Raw genomic sequence first — 18,962 nt, forward strand, 5'->3', positions numbered from 1 at the left:
GTGACGCCAAAGGGGCGGCCACCCGGTTCGGGTGGCCGCCCCTTTGATGTCACTCACTGTGGTTCGTACACCGTCGGCGTACGAACAGCAGGGTTACTTGCCCTTCGCGGCTTCCTTGAGCTTCGAGCCCGCGGAGACCTTCACGCTGTACCCGGCGGGGATCTGGATGGGCTCGCCGGTCTGCGGGTTGCGGGCGGTGCGAGCGGCACGGTGGGTGCGCTCGAAGGTCAGGAAGCCGGGGATGGTGACCTTCTCGTCGCCCTTGGAGACGATGTCGCCGACGACGTCGGCGAACGCGGCCAGCACGGCGTCGGCGTCCTTGCGGGTCACCTCGGCGCGGTCGGCCAGCGCGGCCACCAGCTCACTGCGGTTCATGTTGTTACTCCCGTGTTCATCTTGCCGTTGAGGCGTCAGATCGAAGCCGATGCTGCCAGGGTCCTCCGTGAGTCCCCGGACCCGGGTCCGTCGTCAGACCCTCGCGCCCAGGGACGCATCCTGCCTCTACCTGCGGCGGGAAAGCCAATCCGGCACCCGCAGGAGTCGTGAGAACACCCTTGGGGAGTCACACGAAAAAGAGGGCCTGAGCCTGGCGCCACGATAGCTGCGCTGCTGACAGGGTTCTTGCGACGCGCCGGGTTCCCGGCGGCCGTGGGGTTACTCACAGTCCGGGGAGCCGGTGCCCCCGGGCCCCCGCGGGGGCCCGGGCGGCGGCCTGTGCCTCAGACGCCGGACGGGCTGCCCGCCCCCGCGCCGGCCGCCTTGGCGGCCTCCCGCACGGCGCCGGCGACCGCGCCCGCGACCTTGTCGTTGAAGACGCTCGGAATGATGTAGTTCGGGTTCAGCTCGTCCTCGGTCACCACGTCCGCGAGCGCCTTGGCGGCGGCCAGCATCATCTCGGTGTTGACCGTCCGGGACTGCGCGTCCAGCAGACCGCGGAAGACACCCGGGAAGACCAGCACGTTGTTGATCTGGTTCGGGAAGTCCGAACGGCCGGTGGCGACGACGGCCGCGGTCTGGCGGGCGATCGCCGGGTCGACCTCGGGGTCCGGGTTCGCGAGAGCGAACACGATCGCGCCGTCGGCCATGGCGGCCACGTCGTCCCCGTCGAGGACGTTCGGGGCCGAGACGCCGATGAAGACGTCGGCGTCGCGCACGGCCTCCTTGAGGGTGCCCGTGAGGCCCTCGGGGTTGGTGTTGTCGGCGATCCAGCGCAGTGCCGAGTCCGGGGCGGCGTCCACCAGGTCCTCGCGGCCCGCGTGCACGACGCCGTGGATGTCGGCGACGACGGCGTTCTTGACGCCCGCGGCGAGCAGCAGCTTCAGGATGGCCGTACCGGCCGCGCCGGCTCCGGACATGACGACCCGGATGTTCTCGATCGCTTTGCCCGCGACGCGAAGTGCGTTCGTGAGAGCGGCCAGGACGACGATCGCGGTGCCGTGCTGGTCGTCGTGGAAGACGGGGATGTCGAGGGCCTCGCGCAGCCGGGCCTCGATCTCGAAGCAGCGGGGCGCGGAGATGTCCTCGAGGTTGATGCCCGCGAATCCGGGGGCGATCGCCTTGACGATCTCGACGATCGCGTCGGTGTCCTGGGTGTCGAGGCAGATCGGCCAGGCGTCGATGCCGGCGAACCGCTTGAAGAGGGCGGCCTTGCCCTCCATGACCGGCAGGGCCGCCTTCGGGCCGATGTTGCCCAGGCCCAGCACGGCCGAGCCGTCCGTCACGACCGCAACGGAGTTGCGCTTGATGGTGAGGCGGCGGGCGTCCTCGGGGTTCTCGGCGATCGCCATGCACACGCGGGCCACGCCCGGCGTGTAGACCATGGACAGGTCGTCACGGTTGCGGATGGGGTGCTTGGACGCCATCTCGATCTTGCCGCCGAGGTGCATGAGGAAGGTCCGGTCCGAGACCTTGCCCAGCGTGACGCCCTCGATGCCGCGGAGTTCCTCGACGATCTCGTCCGCGTGCGAGGTCGACGTCGCCGCGATGGTGACGTCGATACGGAGCTTCTCGTGACCGGATGCGGTGACGTCGAGGCCGGTCACCGAGCCTCCGGAGGACTCCACGGCGGTGGTGAGCTGCGAGACGGCGGTTCCGCTCGCGGGCACCTCCAGCCGGACCGTCATCGAGTAGGAGACGCTGGGCGCCGTTGCCATGGCCGACTTCCTCTGCTTTCACCTGACGCTGAGTTGTGCCGTCCGATCGTCGCACCTACCGCTGAGTAGCAGGTAGCCGCCCTCGATTGCGAACGTTTTGTTCGCGGAACGGGGTGGAAGGGGCCGGAAAAAAGAGACCCACGTCACGTGGACGTGAGTCTCTTCCGAAGTAAGTGGCACCGACCCGCCATGCTCGCCTCGCGGCAAGTGGTCGCTCGTAGCGACGAAGGTTGGGCCCGGGGGCTTGGATCGAGCCGGTGCCACATCCAGGCTAACAAACAGATCCCGTAAGGCCATTCCCGTACCGGTAGTTCATTTCGCCGACAAGTGGGTATCGCGCCTCAGTCCCTGAGCAGATCGGGAACCCCCGCCGCGTCGGGCTCGTCCCGGTCCGCCGAGACGACCGTCAGCTGCTGGGTGGCCCGGGTCAGCGCGACGTACAGGACACGCAGGCCGGCCGGGGACTCGTCGGCGATCTCCGCCGGGGAGACCACGACCGTCGCGTCGTACTCCAGGCCCTTCGCCTCCAGGCTGCCGAGGGCCACGACCCGGTCACCCAGACCGGCGAGCCAGCGGCGCGCCTCCTCGCGGCGCTGCATGGCGACGACCACGCCGACCGTGCCGTCGACGCGCTCCAGCAGCCGGGCCGCCTCGTCGCGGACGGTCGCGGCCAGCGTGTCCTCCACGACGGTGAAGCGGGGCTCCACACCGGTGGAGCGGACCGCCTTCGGCGACACGGAGCCGGGCATGGCGAGGGCGAGGACCTTCGCGGCCAGGTCGGCGATCTCGGCCGGGTTGCGGTAGTTCACGGTGAGTTCGAAGCGGCGGCGGGGGCGGCTGCCGAGGGCCTCGTCACGGGCTTGGGCGGCCTCGTCCGGGTCGGACCAGGACGACTGGGCCGGGTCGCCGACGACCGTCCAGGTGGCGTGCCGGCCGCGGCGGCCGACCATGCGCCACTGCATCGGGGTGAGGTCCTGGGCCTCGTCGACGATGACGTGGGCGTACTCGACACGCTCCTGGGCGAGGCGTTCGGCGCGCTCGCGCTGCGACTCCTCGCGCACCGGCATCAGCTCCTCCAGGCCGGTGAGCTGGTCGAGCGGGTCGAGTTCGCGCCTCTTGCGAGGGCGGGCCGGGGCACCGAGGACGGCCTGGAGCTCGTCGAGCAGGGCGATGTCGTGCACCGAGCGGCCCTCGCGCCTGAGGGAGCGGGCGACCTTGCGGACCTCGCCGGGGTTCAGGATCCGCCGGGCCCAGCGGCCGAGGCGGCGTTCGTCGGCCATGGCGTCCAGAACGGCCGCGGGGGTCAGCTCCGGCCACCAGGCGTCGAGGAACGCGATGAAGGCGTCCTCGGAGGTGATGTCCTCGTCGAAGGAGGAGCGCAGCTCGGCCGCGAGCTCCGGGTCGCTGTGCCGGCCGGCCGCGCCGGACCGCTCCCACAGGGCGTCCAGGAGGAGCTTGCGGGCGCGAGGGCGCAGCAGGTTCACCGGGGCGGTCCCGCCGAGGGCGGCACGGCGGATGTCGTCCAGTTCCCCGGCCTCCAGCTCCAGACGGCGGCCGAAGGCCACCACGCGCAGCCGGGCGGGCGGCTCGTTCCCCTCCAGGGCGCCGCGCGCGGCCTTCCGCAGCACCTTGAGCATGCGGGAGGAGCCCTTGGCGCGGGCCACGGACGGGGAGTCGTAGAGGGTGGCCTCGCTGCCCTCGACCAGGGAGCCGATGGCGCGGATGGCGACCTGGCCCTCCTCGCCGAGGGAGGGCAGCACGCCCTCGGTGTAGGCGACGAGCAGCGGGGTCGGCGAGACGATCAGGATGCCGCCCGCGTACCGCCTCCGGTCCTGGTAGAGGAGGTAGGCGGCGCGGTGCAGGGCGACCGCGGTCTTGCCGGTGCCCGGGCCGCCCTCGACGTACGTCACGGAGGCGGCGGGCGCGCGGATGACCAGGTCCTGCTCGGCCTGGATGGAGGCGACGATGTCGCGCATGGTGTGGCTGCGCGCCTGACCGAGCGCGGCCATCAGGGCGCCGTCACCGATGACGGGCAGCTCGTCGCCGTCGAGGTACCCCGTCAGTTCGGGGCGCATCAGGTCGTCCTCGACGCCCAGCACCCTGCGTCCCTTGGAGCGGATGACGCGGCGGCGGACGACACGGCCGGGGTCGACGGGGGTGGAGCGGTAGAAGGGGGCGGCGGCCGGGGCCCGCCAGTCGATGACGAGCGGCGCGTAGTCCTGGTCGAGGACGCCGATGCGGCCGATGTGCAGGGTCTCGGCGATGTCGGCGGTGTTGTCGGGGCGTACGGCGCCCTCCGCCGGCTCGATCGCGGTGTACGCCCCGTCGGGGCCCTTCTTGCCGTCCTTGCCGGTCAGCAGGTCGATACGGCCGAAGAGGAAGTCCTCGAACTCGTTGTTCAGCCGGCTGAGGTGGATGCCCGCGCGGAAGACCTGGGCGTCCCGCTCGGCCAGTGCGCCGGGGGTGCCGACCTGGCCGCGCCGGGCCGCGTCCTGCATGAGGAACTCCGCCTCGTGGATCTTCTCCTCGAGGCGCCGGTAGACCCGGTCCAGGTGTTCCTGTTCGACGCGGATCTCCCGGTCACGAACCGAATCGTGCACCGAACCGACCGCGTCTTGTCTGTGAGCCTGAACGGCCACCGGGCCCCCTTCTGACGTGCTGGGCAGCCGTCAACCGTACGCGAAGGGGACCCCTGGAGGCTACGGGCGGGCGGGCGGCCGCGGGACCTGTTGCCCCGATGGCGCCCGCCGGGCCGCCGAACGGACCTACGCGTCGACCTCGACCAGCCGCTTGCCGTCGAAGGTCACGACCTCGAAGTGGTCGATCTCGTTCGGGTCGAAGGCGGCTCCGCCCTGGACGTACAGCGGTTCCTTGGCCTTGTCGGACTTGGCGTCCGGGAGGCCGTAGCCCCACTCCGGGACGGACCAGGAGGACAGGGTTTCGCGCTCGCCGTTCTTGCCGACCGCGACGAGGGCGCACTTCAGCGGGCCCTTGACGTTCTTCAGCTCCAGGACCATGCCCGTGCCCCAGTCCTTCTTCTGGAGGGCGACGGTGGCGGAGACCTTGGTGTTCGGGTCCGTGGCGGTGATCTTGTCGGAGATGCCGTCGAAGGCAGCCTTGGCGGGGCTCGCCGCGAGGGGGCGGTTCTCCGCGCCGCTGCTGCTGCCGCCGTTCGTCGCGACCGCGACGAAGGGGCCGCCGATGATCAGCGCACCGGCCGCGGCCACCATGTAGAAGCTGCGGCGGCGCTTCTGGGCGCGGCGGTCGGCTACCTCGTCGACCAGCTTCTCCACCAGGCGCGGACGGGGCTTCGCGGACAGCGACTCGCCGATCGCGGGCGTGCTGCCGGAGCCGGGCAGATCGGCGAGGGCGGCGAGCATCGGCTCCATGCCGGCCAGTTCGTCGAGCTGCTGGGCGCACCATTCACAGGTGGCGAGGTGGGCCTCGAAAGCGGTTGCTTCGGCGTCGTCGAGGATGCCGAGGGCGTAGGCGCCGACGGTCTCGTGCTCGTTCGGCACCGGAGATTCCTGCATGGGACCAGACATACCCATGCCTCCCGTACCGAACCCTTGGTTACCCCCGTAAACACTCATCACGCCGTCACCCCCCGCTCCTCCAGTGCCAGCTTCATCGAACGCAGGGCGTAGAACACCCTGGAGCGGACGGTGCCGCTGGGTATGCCCAGGGTCTCGGCCGCCTCATTGACGGTACGCCCCTTGAAGTACGTCTCGACGAGCACCTCCCGGTGGGCGGGGGTCAGGTCGTCGAGTGCGTCCGAGAGAGTCATCAGCCACAGCGCCTTGTCGATCTCGTCCTCCGCGGGGATGACCTCCAGCGGCGACGGGTCGACCTCCTGCGGCCGGGCCTGCCGGCTGCGGTGGCCGTCGATGACGATGCGCCGGGCGACCGTCACCAGCCAGGGGCGTACCGATCCGGTCGCCCGATTGAGCTGACCGGCGTTCTTCCAGGCACGGATGAGCGTCTCCTGGACGACGTCCTCGGCGCGCTGCCGGTCTCCGGCGACCAGGCGCAGGACATATGCCAGAAGGGGTCCGGCGTGTTCGCGATAGAGCGCACGCATCAGCTCCTCGTCGGGTTCCGAGGGCTGGGACATGCGATGTCGGGCCCTCGGTGCACGTTCATTGGCCACGACGGAATCCTTGCGCACGCCCACCTCCGGTGTCCGGGGGTTCCCCCAGTCGGTCGCTCCACAAGCCGTACGGACGGGAGCGGTTGGGCGTTCAAAGAGACGCGACAGATTTCTTCTAAGTGACGTGACGAGGGGGGACATGGGTGCACATTCCCACCCCGCGTTCTTTACATTTCCGCCACATCGGCCAGATCAAGCCAGGCCTTCCCTACGGTGGCGTAGGTAAACGGCGTGTAATCGAAATCACTTTGCCGTCGCCCCCGCAGAAGTCGCATTTAGGACAGGGAAATTGAGTGCACGGACCACTCAATTCCGTTTTACGCGCGGGCGAGTGCCGCGCGCCGACGATGCCGGGCGACTCGTTCGCGGTTTCCGCAGACCTCACTGGAGCACCAACGCCGCCTGCGTCCCCGGGAGGTGTCGAGGTACACGATGGGGCAGTTGTCCCCTTCGCACTGGCGCAGGGCCGCGCGGGCGACGGGGTCGGTCAGCAGGTCCACGGCGTCCCGGGCGACGACCGCGAGCAGGGCGGCGCAGCCGGGCGGGGCGTCCAACCGCCGCAGCAACTGGCCGTCTTCGCCGCGGACCGCGCGCGGGGCCGGGGGCGCGGTGCGGGCCAGGTCGTTGACGCGGGCGAGGGCCAGGTCGTACGTCGCGACTCCGGGCCTCGGCCGGCAGCGCACCAACCGGTCGACCTGAGCGCGCAGTTCACGGAAGGCGAGCAGCCAGCCGGTGTCGGCGTGGGCCAGGGCGGTGTCCGCCGGGACGAGCCCGGAGCCGGTGATCCAGGCGCGCAGCACGTCGACGGAGCCGAGCCGCTCCTGCGGGTGCGTGGTGGAGAGCAGGTCCAGGCAGATCCGCCCGGCGTCGAAGCGCAGCTCGTACGGGGCCGTGGCCGTACCCAGTGCCATGTGCCTGTCACCGCCTAGGGGTTCACCCCGGTCGCGAGGGCTTCGGTGAGACGCCAGTGAGAGGGCCGGGAAACCGTTCCCTCTTACAGTGCCTGCCCGCGACGACGCCGAAAACCCCTCACGCACACCTCGCCCCGACGGCCGCCCGGCGGGGCCCCCGTTCAGGCCACCCGGGCCGGTCGTCCCACCCGGTGGTCGGACGCGACCAGACCGGCCCGCCCGCGCCGCGAGCGCACGTCCCGGTCGCGGGGACACCCACCGGGCACCACCTCCCGAAGCCGAGCCGACCCCGGACGGCCTCCCCCGTGCCGACCCGCGCCCACCGCCGCCGTCCCGCCCCGTCACGCCCCGTCACGCCCCGGCGGGCACCGGCGGGCACCGGCGGGCACCGGCGGGCACCGGCCCGACAACGCCTCACGGGCCGCACCGGGCCGGACTCCCCAGGTCGATCCACTCGCGGGCGTCACGCCCGGCCGGACTCCCCCAGGCGGGGCCACGCGCCCGGCGGGACCACATCCGGCGTGTTCTGGATCAACCTCCGGGCGGGCTCACGCGTCCGCGTACTTCGTTTCGGCGCTGGGGTCCAGGGCCAGGCGGTAGCCCCGTTTGACCACCGTCTGGATCAGCTTCGGGGTGCCGAGGGCCGTGCGGAGGCGGGCCATGGCCGTCTCCACCGCGTGTTCGTCGCGGCCGGAGCCGGGCAGGGCGCGCAGGAGGTCGGCGCGGGCGACGACCCAGCCGGGGCGGCGGGAGAGGGCGCGCAGAAGGGACATGCCGGCGGGCGGGACCGGCTTGAGGTCGCCGTCGACCACGACGGCGTGGCCGCGGATCTCCACACGGTGCCCGGCGACCGGGAAGGAGCGCGCCCGCGCGGGGAGTTCCTGGCACAGGAGCTGGACGAGGGGGCCGAGGCGGAAGCGTTCGGGCTGGATCGTGTCGATGCCGCGGGACTGCAACGGCAGGGCGGTGACCGGGCCCACGCAGGCCGACAGGACGTCGTGGCCGAGCGCCGCCAGCACCTCGTCGAGCATTCCGCGTTCCTCCGCCCGGGACAGGAGGGAGGCCGCGGCCGGGGCGCTGGTGAAGGTCACCGCGTCCACGGCCCGGGCGACCGTCGCGTCCAGCAGGCGGTCGACCGGTGTGATGTCCTCCGGCGGCATCCAGCGGTACACGGGCACCCCGACCACCTCGGCCCCGCCCTCCCGCAGCGCCTCCACGAACCCGGGCAGCGGCTCACCGTGCAGCTGGATCGCGATGCGCAGGCCGTCGACGCCCTCCTCCAGCAGCCGGTCCAGCACCTCCGCCATGGACTCCGACGACGGCGACCACTCCTCCGTCAGGCCGGCGGCCCGGACCGCGCCCTTGACCTTCGGCCCACGCGCCAGGATCCGTACGCCGCCCAGCCGCGCCAGCAGTTCCTCGCCCAGCCCCCAGCCGTCGGCGGCCTCGACCCAGCCCCGGAAGCCGATCGCGGTCGTGGCCACGACGATGTCCGGCAGCTGCTCGACGATCTCCTTCGTCGCGGCCAGCAGTTCGCTGTCGTCGGCGAGCGGCACGATGCGCAGGGCAGGGGCGTGCAGGACGGCGGCACCGCGTCGCTGCAGCAGCGCCCCGAGCTCATCGGCCCGGCGCGCGGCCGTCACACCTACGGTGAAACCCGCCAGGGGTCCGTGGTCCGGTCGCTGTTCTTCCTCGTACATGGCTCTCGTCCCGCATCCAGTCGTCGTACTTCGTGGGTACGGCGTACCTACATGCCGATCGAGCCTGTCAACGGCTCGTGACAGGCTCGGATCGGCGTGATGTCGCTGGTGTTACGTCACACCTCGGCGTAGCTGAGCTGCGGCTTCGCCTCCGAGGTCGCCGAGGTGACGGGCACCCGGCGAGCCGTACGGCGAAGGTATACGGCCCAGGTGACCGCGAAGCAGACCGCGTAGAAGACGAGGAAGGCGACGAACGCCCCGGTGCCGGAGCCGTAGGAGAGGAAGGACTGGCGGAAGGCGAGGTTGATGCCGACGCCGCCGAGCGCGCCCACCGCGCCGATCAGGCCCATGGAGGCCCCGGAGAGCCGCCGCCCGTAGGCCGCCGCCTCCTCGCCCTCCAGCCCCTTGGCCAGGGCCTTGTTCTGGAAGATGCCCGGGATCATCTTGAACGTCGAGCCGTTGCCGAGCCCGCTGAGCACGAACAGCACCACGAACGCCCCGGTGAACAGCGCCAGCGACTTCTCCATGGAGGCGCCGATCAGGACCGCCGTCGCGACGCCCATGGCGACGTAGTTCCACAGGCTGATCCGCGCGCCGCCGTACCGGTCGGCGAGCCGGCCGCCGACGGGCCGGATCAGGGAGCCGAGCAGCGGTCCGAGGAACGTGACGTACGCGGCCTCCAGCGGGGTCCGTCCGAACTGGTTCTGCAGGACCTGGCCGAAGGCGAAGCTGTATCCGATGAAGGAGCCGAAGGTGCCGACGTAGAGGAGCGACATGATCCAGGTGTGGCCGTCCCGCGCCGCGTCCTTGGCGGCGCCGGTGTCGTTCTTCACGTGCTCGAGGTTGTCCATGAAGAGGGCGGCCATGACCGCGGCCACGACGATCAGCGGGATGTAGATCCCGAGCAGCACCCGCGGGCCGCCGCCCGCGCCGATGATCGCCAGGGCGACCAGCTGCGCCACCGGCACGCCGATGTTTCCGCCGCCCGCGTTCAGGCCGAGCGCCCAGCCCTTCTTCCGCAGCGGGAAGAAGGCGTTGATGTTGGTCATGGAGGAGGCGAAGTTGCCGCCGCCGACACCGGCGAGCAGTCCGACGAGCAGGAACGTGGAGAAGGAGGTCCCCGGCTCCATCACGGTGAACGCGGCGACGGTCGGGACCAGCAGGAGGGCCGCGGAGATGATCGTCCAGTTCCGTCCGCCGAAGATCGCCACGGCGAACGTGTAGGGGACGCGGACGACCGCGCCGACCAGCGTGACCATCGAGGTCAGCATGAACTTGTCGGCGGGGGTCAGTCCGTACTCCGGGCCCATGAAGAGCACCAGCACGGACCACAGGGTCCAGATCGAGAAGCCGATGTGCTCGGAGAGCACGGAGAAGAACAGGTTCCGGCGGGCGACCTTCTCCCCGGTCTCCTTCCAGAACGTCTCGTTCTCGGGATCCCAGTGCCGGATCCAGCGTCCGCCCTTGCTCGGGGGTGCGGGTGCCGTGCCAGGGCCTGTCATGACGCCTCCACTGTGCTCCGGGGCTCGGTCGTACTTCGTGTGACTGATCCCGAAGGTAGGGAGGACGCGTTTCCTGTCTGTGGCACCGGGTGACCGCGAGGGAACTTTGCTCTCACCCCGGGCTCGGGCGGGATGAGAGGTTGCGGAAGGTTTCCGTGTCAGTGCTGCGGGGGCTGCCCGTGGGGGTGGGGCTGGGGGTACGGCTGGTTGTACGGGCCGGGAGGCTGCGCCCCGTAGGGGCCGGGCGCGGGATGGCCGTGGTGCGGGGCTGGTGAGGACTGCCCCGGGTACGGGCCGGGCACGGGCGGACCGCCGTAGGGACCGGGAGCGGCCGGACCCGGGTACGGGCCCTGTGCGGGCTGACCGCCGTAGGGACCGGGGGCGGGCTGCCGGCCGGCGTACGGTCCCGGTGCCGGCTGGGCATACGGCCCGGGGGCCTGCTGCGCGTACGGCCCGCCCGCGAACGGATTGCCCTGCCCCGGGGGCCGCGCCCCCGGCGGCAGGTACCGCAGCCGCCCGTTCTCGTCGTTCACCGGCACGAAGCCGGCCGCCCGCAGCCGGGCCGCGAACTTGGCGTTGCGCTTGCGCGTGACCCCGAGGCCGATGCCGAAGATCGCCATGAACAGCAGCCACACCACACCGGCCACGATGAAGTCGGCGGACTCGCCCCCGAAACGGAAGCCGAGGATCACACAGCCGAGGGTGGCGCCCAGGGCCCCGTACGCCATGCGCTTCTCGGCGTGCTTGCCGGTGAGGTCGAAGTTGATGCGGGCCTTCAGGAGTTCGAAGGCGTCGGGCACGAGCGGCGGCAGGGAGACACCGTCCGCCGCGTTGGGGTACTGCGCCCAGTTCTGCCCTGCCCGGGCCCTGGCCTGCGGGCCGGGGTCGGGCACGAGCAGCATGGTGAGCGCGCCGTTGCGGCCGCTGCTCTGGCGGACGTCGGCGTACTCGTAGCCGAACTGCTGCGCCACGAAGGCCAGTCGGGCGAGCTTCTTCACGGACGCCATCGGGCTGGTGAGCTCTACGGGTTCCCCGCTCGCCATCAGCCGCAGCATCTTCTGCATCTGCCGCTTACTCATCCCACCGCTCCCGCCGACCACCTTGTTCACAAGCGCAACCGGGGCAGTTTTCCACACGGGCAAAGCCCCGGGGAACGGGGTCCCGTTATCCTCTTGCGGACCGCACACGGGAAGGGAAGAGTCCATGTCCGCTGAGTCGGGGGCCGAGCGGCCTGAGGCGCAGCGCCCGCAGCGCTCCTTCGCCGGAAACGTCGCCTTCGGAGCAGGAATGCTCCTCGTGCTGGCGACGGCGACGCTCGGCGCGTTCGCGGCCGTGGCCCTGCTGGGCGGGGCGGTGGACGCGGCCCCGCTGTCCGGCATGGTGCCCGACGCCGGGAACAACGCCCTGGTGGTGGGAGGCATCGCGGTCGGCGGGCTGACCGGGCTGATGCTGCCGGTGATCCTGTTCGGCATGGTGCGGGGGAACGAGGACACGCCCCGGGTCGGTCCGGGAGCGGCGGTGCGCAAGGTGCTGGCCTTGTTGGTGTTCGACGTCTGGCTGCTGGTCGTGGCGTTGCTCGTCGCCCAGCTGGGGTGGTTCCTCCCGGCTCAGATCACCACCGTCGTCGCCGTCTTCGCCGTCGGGTTCAGCTGGATGCCGCTCGCGGTGGTCCCCTGGGAGCGGTTCGGTCTCGGCGATGTGTTCGCCAAGCGCCGGGGTTCCGCCACGTCACGCCAGGCGGAGTGAGTCCGCCAGCTCGTCGGCGACCTTGACGAGTTCCGCGCCGAGTCCCAGGGACGTCCACAGCAGCCGGCCTTCCAGCGCGGTGGGGTGCCGGCGCGGCAGGACGTAGTGGGCCACTCCCTCGACGATCGTTCCGCTGTCCGCGTCCGGATCCGTCGGCTCCTGGCGGTGCACGCGCAGGGCCGGTCCCAGGGGTAGTTCGACCTCGGTGAGCATCTGCTCCCCGCCGAAGTACGGGCCGTCCGCGCGCTCCGCCTCGGCCCGGAAAGCGGCCACCGTCAGGGACTCCCGCGGGATGTTCAGCTCCCGCACCGTGTAACTCGCTACGACGGGCCCGTCCTGGGGTGCCAGGACCGCCGCGCACAGGGCGCCCTGCCGGACCGCCGCACCCCGGTACCAGAGCAGGTCCGTCGCGAACGCCTCCCGCCACTGCTCGGGTACATCACCGCCGAGGTGCTGTTCGGCGAGGGTGCGCGCCCATGTCTCGGGGTCCTCGCTCCGCAGGTCCAGGACCAGCCAGTTGTGGTGGGCGGGCAGCGCGACGCGGCACTCCCGCCAGTCCGCCGGGTGCGACATGGCCGGGCTCACCGTCCGGCCAGTGACGCGTCGGGGCCGGTGACGTCGATCTCCGGGTCGCCGCCGAACAGGCCGACGAAGCTGTTGGTGTCGGAGGCCGCGCCCGTCCCGGTGCCGCCGAGGCCGACGGCGTTGTACGCCATGGCCTGCTTGAACGCGTCGGGCGTTCCGATGATGCGCAGGTCCGCCGGGTCGATGTTCTTGATGCGCGCGAGTTCGTCGACCATGCCAGGGCCCGCGTACATGCTGGCCAGGCCGCGCGGTCCGGCGGCGTTGTAGGCGTCGCGGGCCGCCGAGAGGTTGTCGCCGGCCTTGAACAGGTCCCGCCAGTTGCCCCGGATGGTGGCCAGGTCGTCCGCGAAGGAGCTCGGCAGTCCGCGAAAGGCCGCCCTCAGGCCCACCTCGGGCAGGGCCGCTCCGGGGCGTGCTCCGGCCCGTGCCCCGACCATGGACTCGACGAGTGCGCGGCGCGCGGCCGAGTTCATTCCCGGGTTCCAGCCGCGCACGTACTGTGTGGCGGCCGTCCAGACGCGGCTGCGGCCGACGGTGGCGGCGGCCTTGGCGCCCGCGGAGAAGACGCGTCCGATGCCGAACGTGGCGAGGCCCAGCACGTCGATCGCCACATCGCCCCAGGAGCCGTCGCCGTTGATGGCGAGCAGCACGTGGCAGACCAGTGAGATCGCCGTCATGACCAGGGCGATGGTGCCGAGCACACCGGCCAGGGCCTGTCCGATGACAGGGATCCAGCCGACGAGCAGGGACAGTACCCCGCAGACGGCGGCGATGGCTCCCGTGATGTCGCTGACGAGCTTCAGGGTGTCGCGCAGGTCGTCCAGCCAGCCGTCGTTGAGGCCGTCGCCCTCGGTGGTGTCGTGGATGCGCTTGGCGGCCTTGTCGCCGGCCTCCTTGTGACGGGTCTTCAGCGAGGCGAGCTGACCGCGCAGCCCGTCGAGCCCCTCCTGGAGGTCGGTGACCGCCTTGTCGAGCTTGTCCTGCCCGGCGTCGTCGGTGCCCTTGGGCGGGTTCTCGGCCTTGGACTTCGCGGTGGCCAGGCTGTTGTGCTTCGTCTCCGCCTGGGTGAGAAGCTTGTCCGCTTCCTCCTGGACGGTCTCCAGATCGGTGGAGTAGTCCTTGAGGGCGACCCCGGCGTCGGCGTAGCGGTCGTGAGCCTTGCTCACCGTCTTGGCGGTGTCGTTCGCCTTCTCGGCGAAGGCGCGGCCCGCCTCGGAGTCCCAGCTCTCCAGGTTGCCGATCCGGCGCAGCGCGTCGGCCGTCTTGGTGATGGTCTCGGCCGTGGCCGTGAACCGGCGCGCGAGGGCCTTCATGTCATGGACGTCACCGGGCACGGGGTCAGCGCTCTCCCCCAGTACCTCCCACCGGTGGTCGGCGGGGCGGGTCACTTCTTCTTCCCCTTGCCCGTGAGCGCGTTGTACAGAGCGGTGTCGAGCTCGGTGTACGCCTTCCCGGACTCCTTGGCGATCTTCCCGAGCCCCTGGATCTCTTCGATCATCTTCTTGCGGTTGTCGTCCCAGCCGTCGGAGAACTCCTGGAGCCGGTCGTGCAGCGTCTGGTGGCCGACGGTGCGGCGGTCGTAGGCGTCCATGAGCTTGTCGAGCCCTTCCAGCTCCGTCGCCACCGTCCGCAGTCCGTTTCCGGCCGTTTCGAGATCCTGTGTCGAGACCCTGAGCTTCTTGCTCACTGCCGTTCCTCCCCCGTTTGCTCCTCGTCGCGGGGCTGCCAGCGCAGGGTTCCGGCCACCGCGTCGAACAACTCCACCATGGCGTCCGCGATCGGCTCCAGTGGTGTGCTGAACGTCAGCATCAGCACCTCGTCGCGGTCCGGGACCGGTACGAAGTACTCGACGACCGTGTCCTCGAATTCGGAGCCCAGCTTCCGCGACTGCCTCGTCCGCTCCCGCCGGAGCACCCGGGCCACACGCCCCACGGCGGGCAGCGACTCCAGCGTGACCTCGCCGGAGCCGGCCAGGGCGGCGACGGTGTCGAGGCCGTCGAACCTCTCGTGCAGGCGGGAGACCAGCAGGGAGGCCGACAACGGGATGCCGCCCGCCTCCAGGAACGACAGGTACAGCACCACACCGCCCTGCTCGACCGCGGCCTCGGCCGTGCCGAGCAACTGCTCCTGGGCCTTCCGGCGCAGCACCGGCTGGTCGTCGACGCCCGTGAACTGCCGCCGGATCAGCGCGTTCACGGACGCCTCGCGGCGGTCGGCGGGCAGGAGCGGAATGCGGTACCAGTCCTCGGGCGTGATCAGTCCGAAGACCGGCGCGCGCGGTCCGGCCGGTTGTGGCGTCCGTGCCTGTGTCACTGTCGTTCTCTCACCTGGGCCGAAAAGGAACCCTCGGAAAGGGCCGCTCGTCGTCCGCCCCGCCGATGCCGGGTCAGCTTAGCTTCCGGGTGCCGAGCGCTTCCGGCTGCCACGAACCCTCACCCGAGGGGCACTGTTCGGCCACAAACGGGGTTTCCGCTTCGCCGCGACGTCCTCGACCCAGCCGAACGCCAGGATCGCCGCGCCGATCAGCGGCCAGACCAGGGCGAACATCCAGACGGTGTACGTGGTGTCCAGGGCGGACACCGCGCTGTCGCTCTGGAGGAACGGCAGCTCGTACAACAGGTCGAGGATCGGGACCGTGGCCATGATGAGGAGGTTGTGCCAGAGGTAGATCGTGACAGCGCGGTTGTTGGAGAGGGTCACGAGCTTGTCCCACCTGGCCAGGCGGCCGGGGAGTTCGCGCCAGGACGGGGAGTACTGGAGGAGGACGACCACGAAGCCGAAGGACCAGGCCGCCTGGGCCAGGGGGATGTCGTTGAGGTCCCAGCCGTCGGGGCCCAGGTGACCCGAGGCCCACCACAGGCCGAAGGCCATGAGCAGGGCCGCGCAGGAGATCGCCAGGTAGCGGGGGATCTGCTTGAGCAGGCCCTCGTGGTGGGCGAAGCCCAGGACCCAGCAGCCGCCGTAGACCGCGAAGTCGGTCACCGCGTTGCCCGTCTCGCCGGGGATCTTCACCAGGCCCGTGCCGACGATCGCCGTGAGGCCCAGCGGTGCCAGCAGCGTCGGCCACGGTGCCCGGCGGAACGCCCACAGCAGCAGCGGGGAGGCGATGACGAACCAGAGGTAGGCCCGCAGGTACCACAGTGGACCGGCCGCCTGCACCGCCCAGGTTTCCTCCAGCAGGCCGGACTTGGCGCCGAGGTGCCAGGGGAAGGGCGGGGCGCCGACGGGGAAGAAGTAGTTGGCCAGATCGACCAGGCCCCAGGCACCGCCGTGGTCCGGGTCCTTCAGCGGGTTCCAGCCGGCCGCGAACATCATCGCCAGCACCACCACGCCGAACACCCAGAGCGGGGGCAGGAGGCGGCGGATCCGGCCCCGGATCACACCGAGCGCCGGGCGGTTCAGCGAGCGCGCCATCAGGGAGCCCGCCAGCGCGAACATCACGCCCATCGACGGGAACAGCACCGTCAGCCACGCCCAGCCGAACAGGTGGTAGACGACGACCCGGACCAGGGCGATCGAGCGCAGCAGGTCGAGGTAGCGGTCACGGCCGCCGCCCTGGCGCGCCGGCGCGGTGGGGGCGGTCGCCGTGGCGGTTCCGCCCGCCGGTGCGGTGTCGGTCGTGCGCTGCTGCGGCATGCCGTAGGGCGCCTGCGGCATGCCGGACGCCGCCGATGACGTGGGGATCGGGTTTCCGTGGGTCATGCCACCGGCCTCCGCTCGGAGTTGCTCTGGGACCGCTGGCGCGGCACGGGGCCGCCGCCGGGTGCGTCGACCACACCGGTGCGCCGCAGCTTCTGCCAGCGCAGCCGGCCGCCGGTGAGGGCGGTGATCCAGGACTGGAGCAGTACGACGTACATCAACTGGCGGTACAGGATCTGCTGCAGGGGCAGCGAGACGAGGTGGGTCATGCGCTCACGGTCGAGCCGGAAGGCGTAGGCCGCGCAGACCGCCTGGATCGCCAGGACGCCGAGCCACGCCATGATCGTCTTCTGGGTGGGGCCGAACACGAGACCGTAGACGAGGAACACGTCGATCAGCGGGGCCAGCAGGGGTGCCAGGACCATGAAGAGGGCCACCAGCGGCAGGCCGACGCGGCCGAAGCGGCCCGAGGGGCCCTTGTCCACCAGGGCCCGGCGGTGCTTCCAGATGGCCTGCATGGTGCCGTACGACCAGCGGTAGCGCTGGGACCACAGCTGCTGGACCGTCTCCGGCGCCTCGGTCCAGGCACGGGCGTTCTCCGCGTAGACCACCCGCCAGCCGTCGCGGTGCAGGGCCATGGTGATGTCGGTGTCCTCGGCGAGGGTGTCGTCGCTCATGCCGCCGACCCGTTCCAGCGCGCTGCGGCGGAAGGCTCCGACCGCGCCGGGGATGGTCGGCATGCAGCGCAGTACGTCGTACATCCGGCGGTCGAGGTTGAAGCCCATCACGTATTCGATGTGCTGCCAGGCGCCGATGAGGGTGTCCTTGTTGCCGACCTTGGCGTTGCCCGCCACCGCGCCCACGCGCGGGTCGCCGAAGGGCTGCACCAGTTCGCGCACGGTGGACGGTTCGAAGACCGTGTCGCCGTCCATCATCACGATCAGGTCGTACCGGGCGTTGGCCACACCGCGGTTGAGCGCGGCCGGCTTGCCCGCGTTGAGCTGGCGGACGACCCGGACGTTCGGCAGGCCCATGGCCTCGACGATCCGTGACGTGCCGTCGGAGGAGCCGTCGTCGATGACGAGGACCTCGATGGGGTGGTCACTGTCGGCGAGGGAACGGACCGTGTTCTCGATGCACTTGGCCTCGTTGTACGCCGGGACCAGGACCGACACCGGTTCGGTGACCGGCGCTCCCCAGCGGAAGCCGCGGCGGCGCACCCGGCGTGCGTGCACCCCGGAGAGCAGCAGCATCAGCACGAAACGGCCGATGACGAGGGTGCCGACGATCGCGAGTCCGACGACCAGCCCGTCGGTGAGGTGCTCCGAGGCCGTGACCAGGAAGATCCACGCCGCGCCCTTCCACCGGTCGAGGCCGGTGACCCGGGAGTGCGCGCTCGGGGCGTCGAGGGCCTCGGTGAGGTTGCTGAACGCGTAGCCCTGCTCGCGCAGGTCGGGCAGCATGCGGTCCAGTGCCTCGACGGTCTGGTGTCGGTCGCCGCCGGAGTCGTGCATCAGGACGATCGCGCCTTTGCCGCCCTTGGGCGTGGCCTTGCGGATGATCTCCTCGACGCCGGGCTTGCGCCAGTCCTCGCTGTCGGTGTTGTTGACGACGGTGATGTAGCCGCGGTCGCCGATGTACTCGGTCACCGGCCAGGACCTGTTGTCCATGGCGTCGGCGAAGGAGGAGTACGGCGGCCGGAAGAGGGAGGTGCGGATGCCCGCGGCGCCCGAGAGGGCGAGCTGGTTCTGGGACAGTTCCCAGTCGATGCGCTTCTTGGACTGGTAGGACAGGTCGGGGTGGTTGAAGGTGTGCAGGCCGACCTCGTGGCCTTCCTCGACCATGCGCCGGACCAGGTCGGGGTAGCGGGAGGCCATGGTGCCGGTGACGAAGAAGACCGCGTGTGCGTCGTGCTTCTTCAGAACGTCCAGGACTTTCGGCGTCCAGAGCGGGTCGGGGCCGTCGTCGAAGGTGAGCACCAGGCGGTGGTCGGGCACGCGCAGGCTCTCGGTGCGGCCGCTGCGGGTGTCGATGACGGGCCCACCGCTCATGATCTTCTCCGGCACCTGGTCGGTGGCGGCGGGCGGCCGGACCCGGTGGTCGGCGAGGATCTCGCTGTGCACGTAACCGCGCAGCATGAGCATCGCCATGAGCGCGACGAGGACGAGCAGGGGCAGGAGCAGGCGCAGCGGCAGGCGGCGCCTGGAGCCGCCACGGGCTCGGGGCGCCGGCCCGGAACGGCGGGTACGGGATGCCATGGGTGGTGGTACTCCGGGTGGTGCGGGATGGGGTGCTGCGGGGACGGTGGGTGCTGCGGGGACGGTGGGTGGTGCGGGGACGCGGGTGCTGCGGGGACGGTGCCGGCGTGCTCCGCGGCGCCGTCGGCGGGTCCCTCTCTGCCCAGGGGACCCGGAGCCCGGAGCCCGCGAGCGTGAGGCGCCGGAGGGCCCTTCCCCCGGATCTCCCCGGGCGGGCGACGGGGCAGGTACCGCCCGCGCGGCCGGACTAGTGCTGACGGCCGGGAAGGTTCACCGGCTCGCGATGCACGGCAGGGCACCTCGCCGCGTTGTCGCACC

16 protein-coding genes are annotated in these 18,962 nt (G+C 71.2%); 1 reads left to right on the forward strand and 15 read right to left on the reverse strand.

The window, feature by feature from the left end; all coding sequences use genetic code 11:
* Positions 1-93 precede the first annotated feature (93 nt).
* The 9 genes from ACFY9E_RS11945 to ACFY9E_RS11985 all read right to left on the reverse strand — a co-directional run bounded on the left by ACFY9E_RS11945 (position 94) and on the right by ACFY9E_RS11985 (position 11,495).
* The gene (locus ACFY9E_RS11945) at positions 94-375 is read right to left on the reverse strand and encodes an HU family DNA-binding protein (protein WP_003990598.1); all 282 of its coding nucleotides are present in this window, start codon (positions 373-375) and stop codon (positions 94-96) included.
* A 344-nt stretch (positions 376-719) separates the two neighbouring features.
* Entirely contained in the window at positions 720-2,153 is a 1,434-nt protein-coding gene (locus ACFY9E_RS11950) for a malic enzyme-like NAD(P)-binding protein (RefSeq protein ID WP_390981839.1), read from the reverse strand.
* A 341-nt stretch (positions 2,154-2,494) separates the two neighbouring features.
* Positions 2,495-4,819: a UvrD-helicase domain-containing protein gene (locus ACFY9E_RS11955; protein ID WP_390982092.1), complete on the reverse strand. Its 2,325-nt coding sequence runs from the start codon at positions 4,817-4,819 to the stop codon at positions 2,495-2,497.
* A gap of 99 nt (positions 4,820-4,918) precedes the next feature.
* Positions 4,919-5,746, reverse strand: coding sequence for a zf-HC2 domain-containing protein (locus ACFY9E_RS11960; protein WP_390981841.1), 828 nt, complete (start codon positions 5,744-5,746; stop codon positions 4,919-4,921).
* Positions 5,746-6,267, reverse strand: coding sequence for a sigma-70 family RNA polymerase sigma factor (locus ACFY9E_RS11965; RefSeq protein WP_010039908.1), 522 nt, complete (start codon positions 6,265-6,267; stop codon positions 5,746-5,748). The genes ACFY9E_RS11960 and ACFY9E_RS11965 overlap by 1 nt, the downstream gene beginning before the upstream one ends.
* Positions 6,268-6,620: 353 nt before the next feature.
* Complete coding sequence (locus ACFY9E_RS11970) at positions 6,621-7,214, reverse strand: ABATE domain-containing protein (RefSeq protein ID WP_390981844.1); 594 nt, start codon at positions 7,212-7,214, stop codon at positions 6,621-6,623.
* 548 nt (positions 7,215-7,762) lie between these two features.
* The gene (locus ACFY9E_RS11975) at positions 7,763-8,914 is read right to left on the reverse strand and encodes a uroporphyrinogen-III synthase (RefSeq protein WP_390981847.1); all 1,152 of its coding nucleotides are present in this window, start codon (positions 8,912-8,914) and stop codon (positions 7,763-7,765) included.
* A 116-nt stretch (positions 8,915-9,030) separates the two neighbouring features.
* Entirely contained in the window at positions 9,031-10,416 is a 1,386-nt protein-coding gene (locus tag ACFY9E_RS11980; RefSeq protein ID WP_390981850.1) for a NarK family nitrate/nitrite MFS transporter, read from the reverse strand.
* 158 nt (positions 10,417-10,574) lie between these two features.
* Positions 10,575-11,495: a hypothetical protein gene (locus ACFY9E_RS11985; RefSeq protein WP_390981852.1), complete on the reverse strand. Its 921-nt coding sequence runs from the start codon at positions 11,493-11,495 to the stop codon at positions 10,575-10,577.
* Positions 11,496-11,619: 124 nt separating this feature from the next.
* Between ACFY9E_RS11985 and ACFY9E_RS11990 the strand changes: the two genes are divergently transcribed.
* Positions 11,620-12,162 carry a hypothetical protein gene (locus ACFY9E_RS11990; RefSeq protein ID WP_390981855.1) on the forward strand — a complete coding sequence of 181 codons (543 nt, stop codon included), beginning with the start codon at positions 11,620-11,622 and terminating at the stop codon, positions 12,160-12,162.
* Here ACFY9E_RS11990 and ACFY9E_RS11995 read toward each other — a convergent pair.
* The 6 genes from ACFY9E_RS11995 to ACFY9E_RS12020 all read right to left on the reverse strand — a co-directional run bounded on the left by ACFY9E_RS11995 (position 12,145) and on the right by ACFY9E_RS12020 (position 18,644).
* Complete coding sequence (locus tag ACFY9E_RS11995) at positions 12,145-12,735, reverse strand: hypothetical protein (protein ID WP_390981857.1); 591 nt, start codon at positions 12,733-12,735, stop codon at positions 12,145-12,147. The genes ACFY9E_RS11990 and ACFY9E_RS11995 overlap by 18 nt on opposite strands.
* 8 nt (positions 12,736-12,743) lie before the next feature.
* Positions 12,744-14,135 carry a hypothetical protein gene (locus tag ACFY9E_RS12000; protein WP_390981860.1) on the reverse strand — a complete coding sequence of 464 codons (1,392 nt, stop codon included), beginning with the start codon at positions 14,133-14,135 and terminating at the stop codon, positions 12,744-12,746.
* Entirely contained in the window at positions 14,132-14,434 is a 303-nt protein-coding gene (locus tag ACFY9E_RS12005) for a hypothetical protein (protein WP_390981863.1), read from the reverse strand. The genes ACFY9E_RS12000 and ACFY9E_RS12005 overlap by 4 nt, the downstream gene beginning before the upstream one ends.
* Positions 14,431-15,060 carry a hypothetical protein gene (locus tag ACFY9E_RS12010; protein WP_390981866.1) on the reverse strand — a complete coding sequence of 210 codons (630 nt, stop codon included), beginning with the start codon at positions 15,058-15,060 and terminating at the stop codon, positions 14,431-14,433. Before ACFY9E_RS12010 ends, ACFY9E_RS12005 begins: the two co-directional genes overlap by 4 nt.
* A gap of 78 nt (positions 15,061-15,138) precedes the next feature.
* On the reverse strand, positions 15,139-16,449 hold the full coding sequence (locus ACFY9E_RS12015) for an acyltransferase family protein (protein WP_390981869.1): 1,311 nt from the start codon (positions 16,447-16,449) through the stop codon (positions 15,139-15,141).
* The gene (locus ACFY9E_RS12020) at positions 16,446-18,644 is read right to left on the reverse strand and encodes a polysaccharide deacetylase family protein (protein WP_390981871.1); all 2,199 of its coding nucleotides are present in this window, start codon (positions 18,642-18,644) and stop codon (positions 16,446-16,448) included. Before ACFY9E_RS12020 ends, ACFY9E_RS12015 begins: the two co-directional genes overlap by 4 nt.
* Between the last annotated feature and the right edge of the window lie 318 nt (positions 18,645-18,962).

It is taken from the genome of Streptomyces sp. NPDC012466 (assembly GCF_042955215.1).
Classification (GTDB): Bacteria; Actinomycetota; Actinomycetes; order Streptomycetales; family Streptomycetaceae; genus Streptomyces.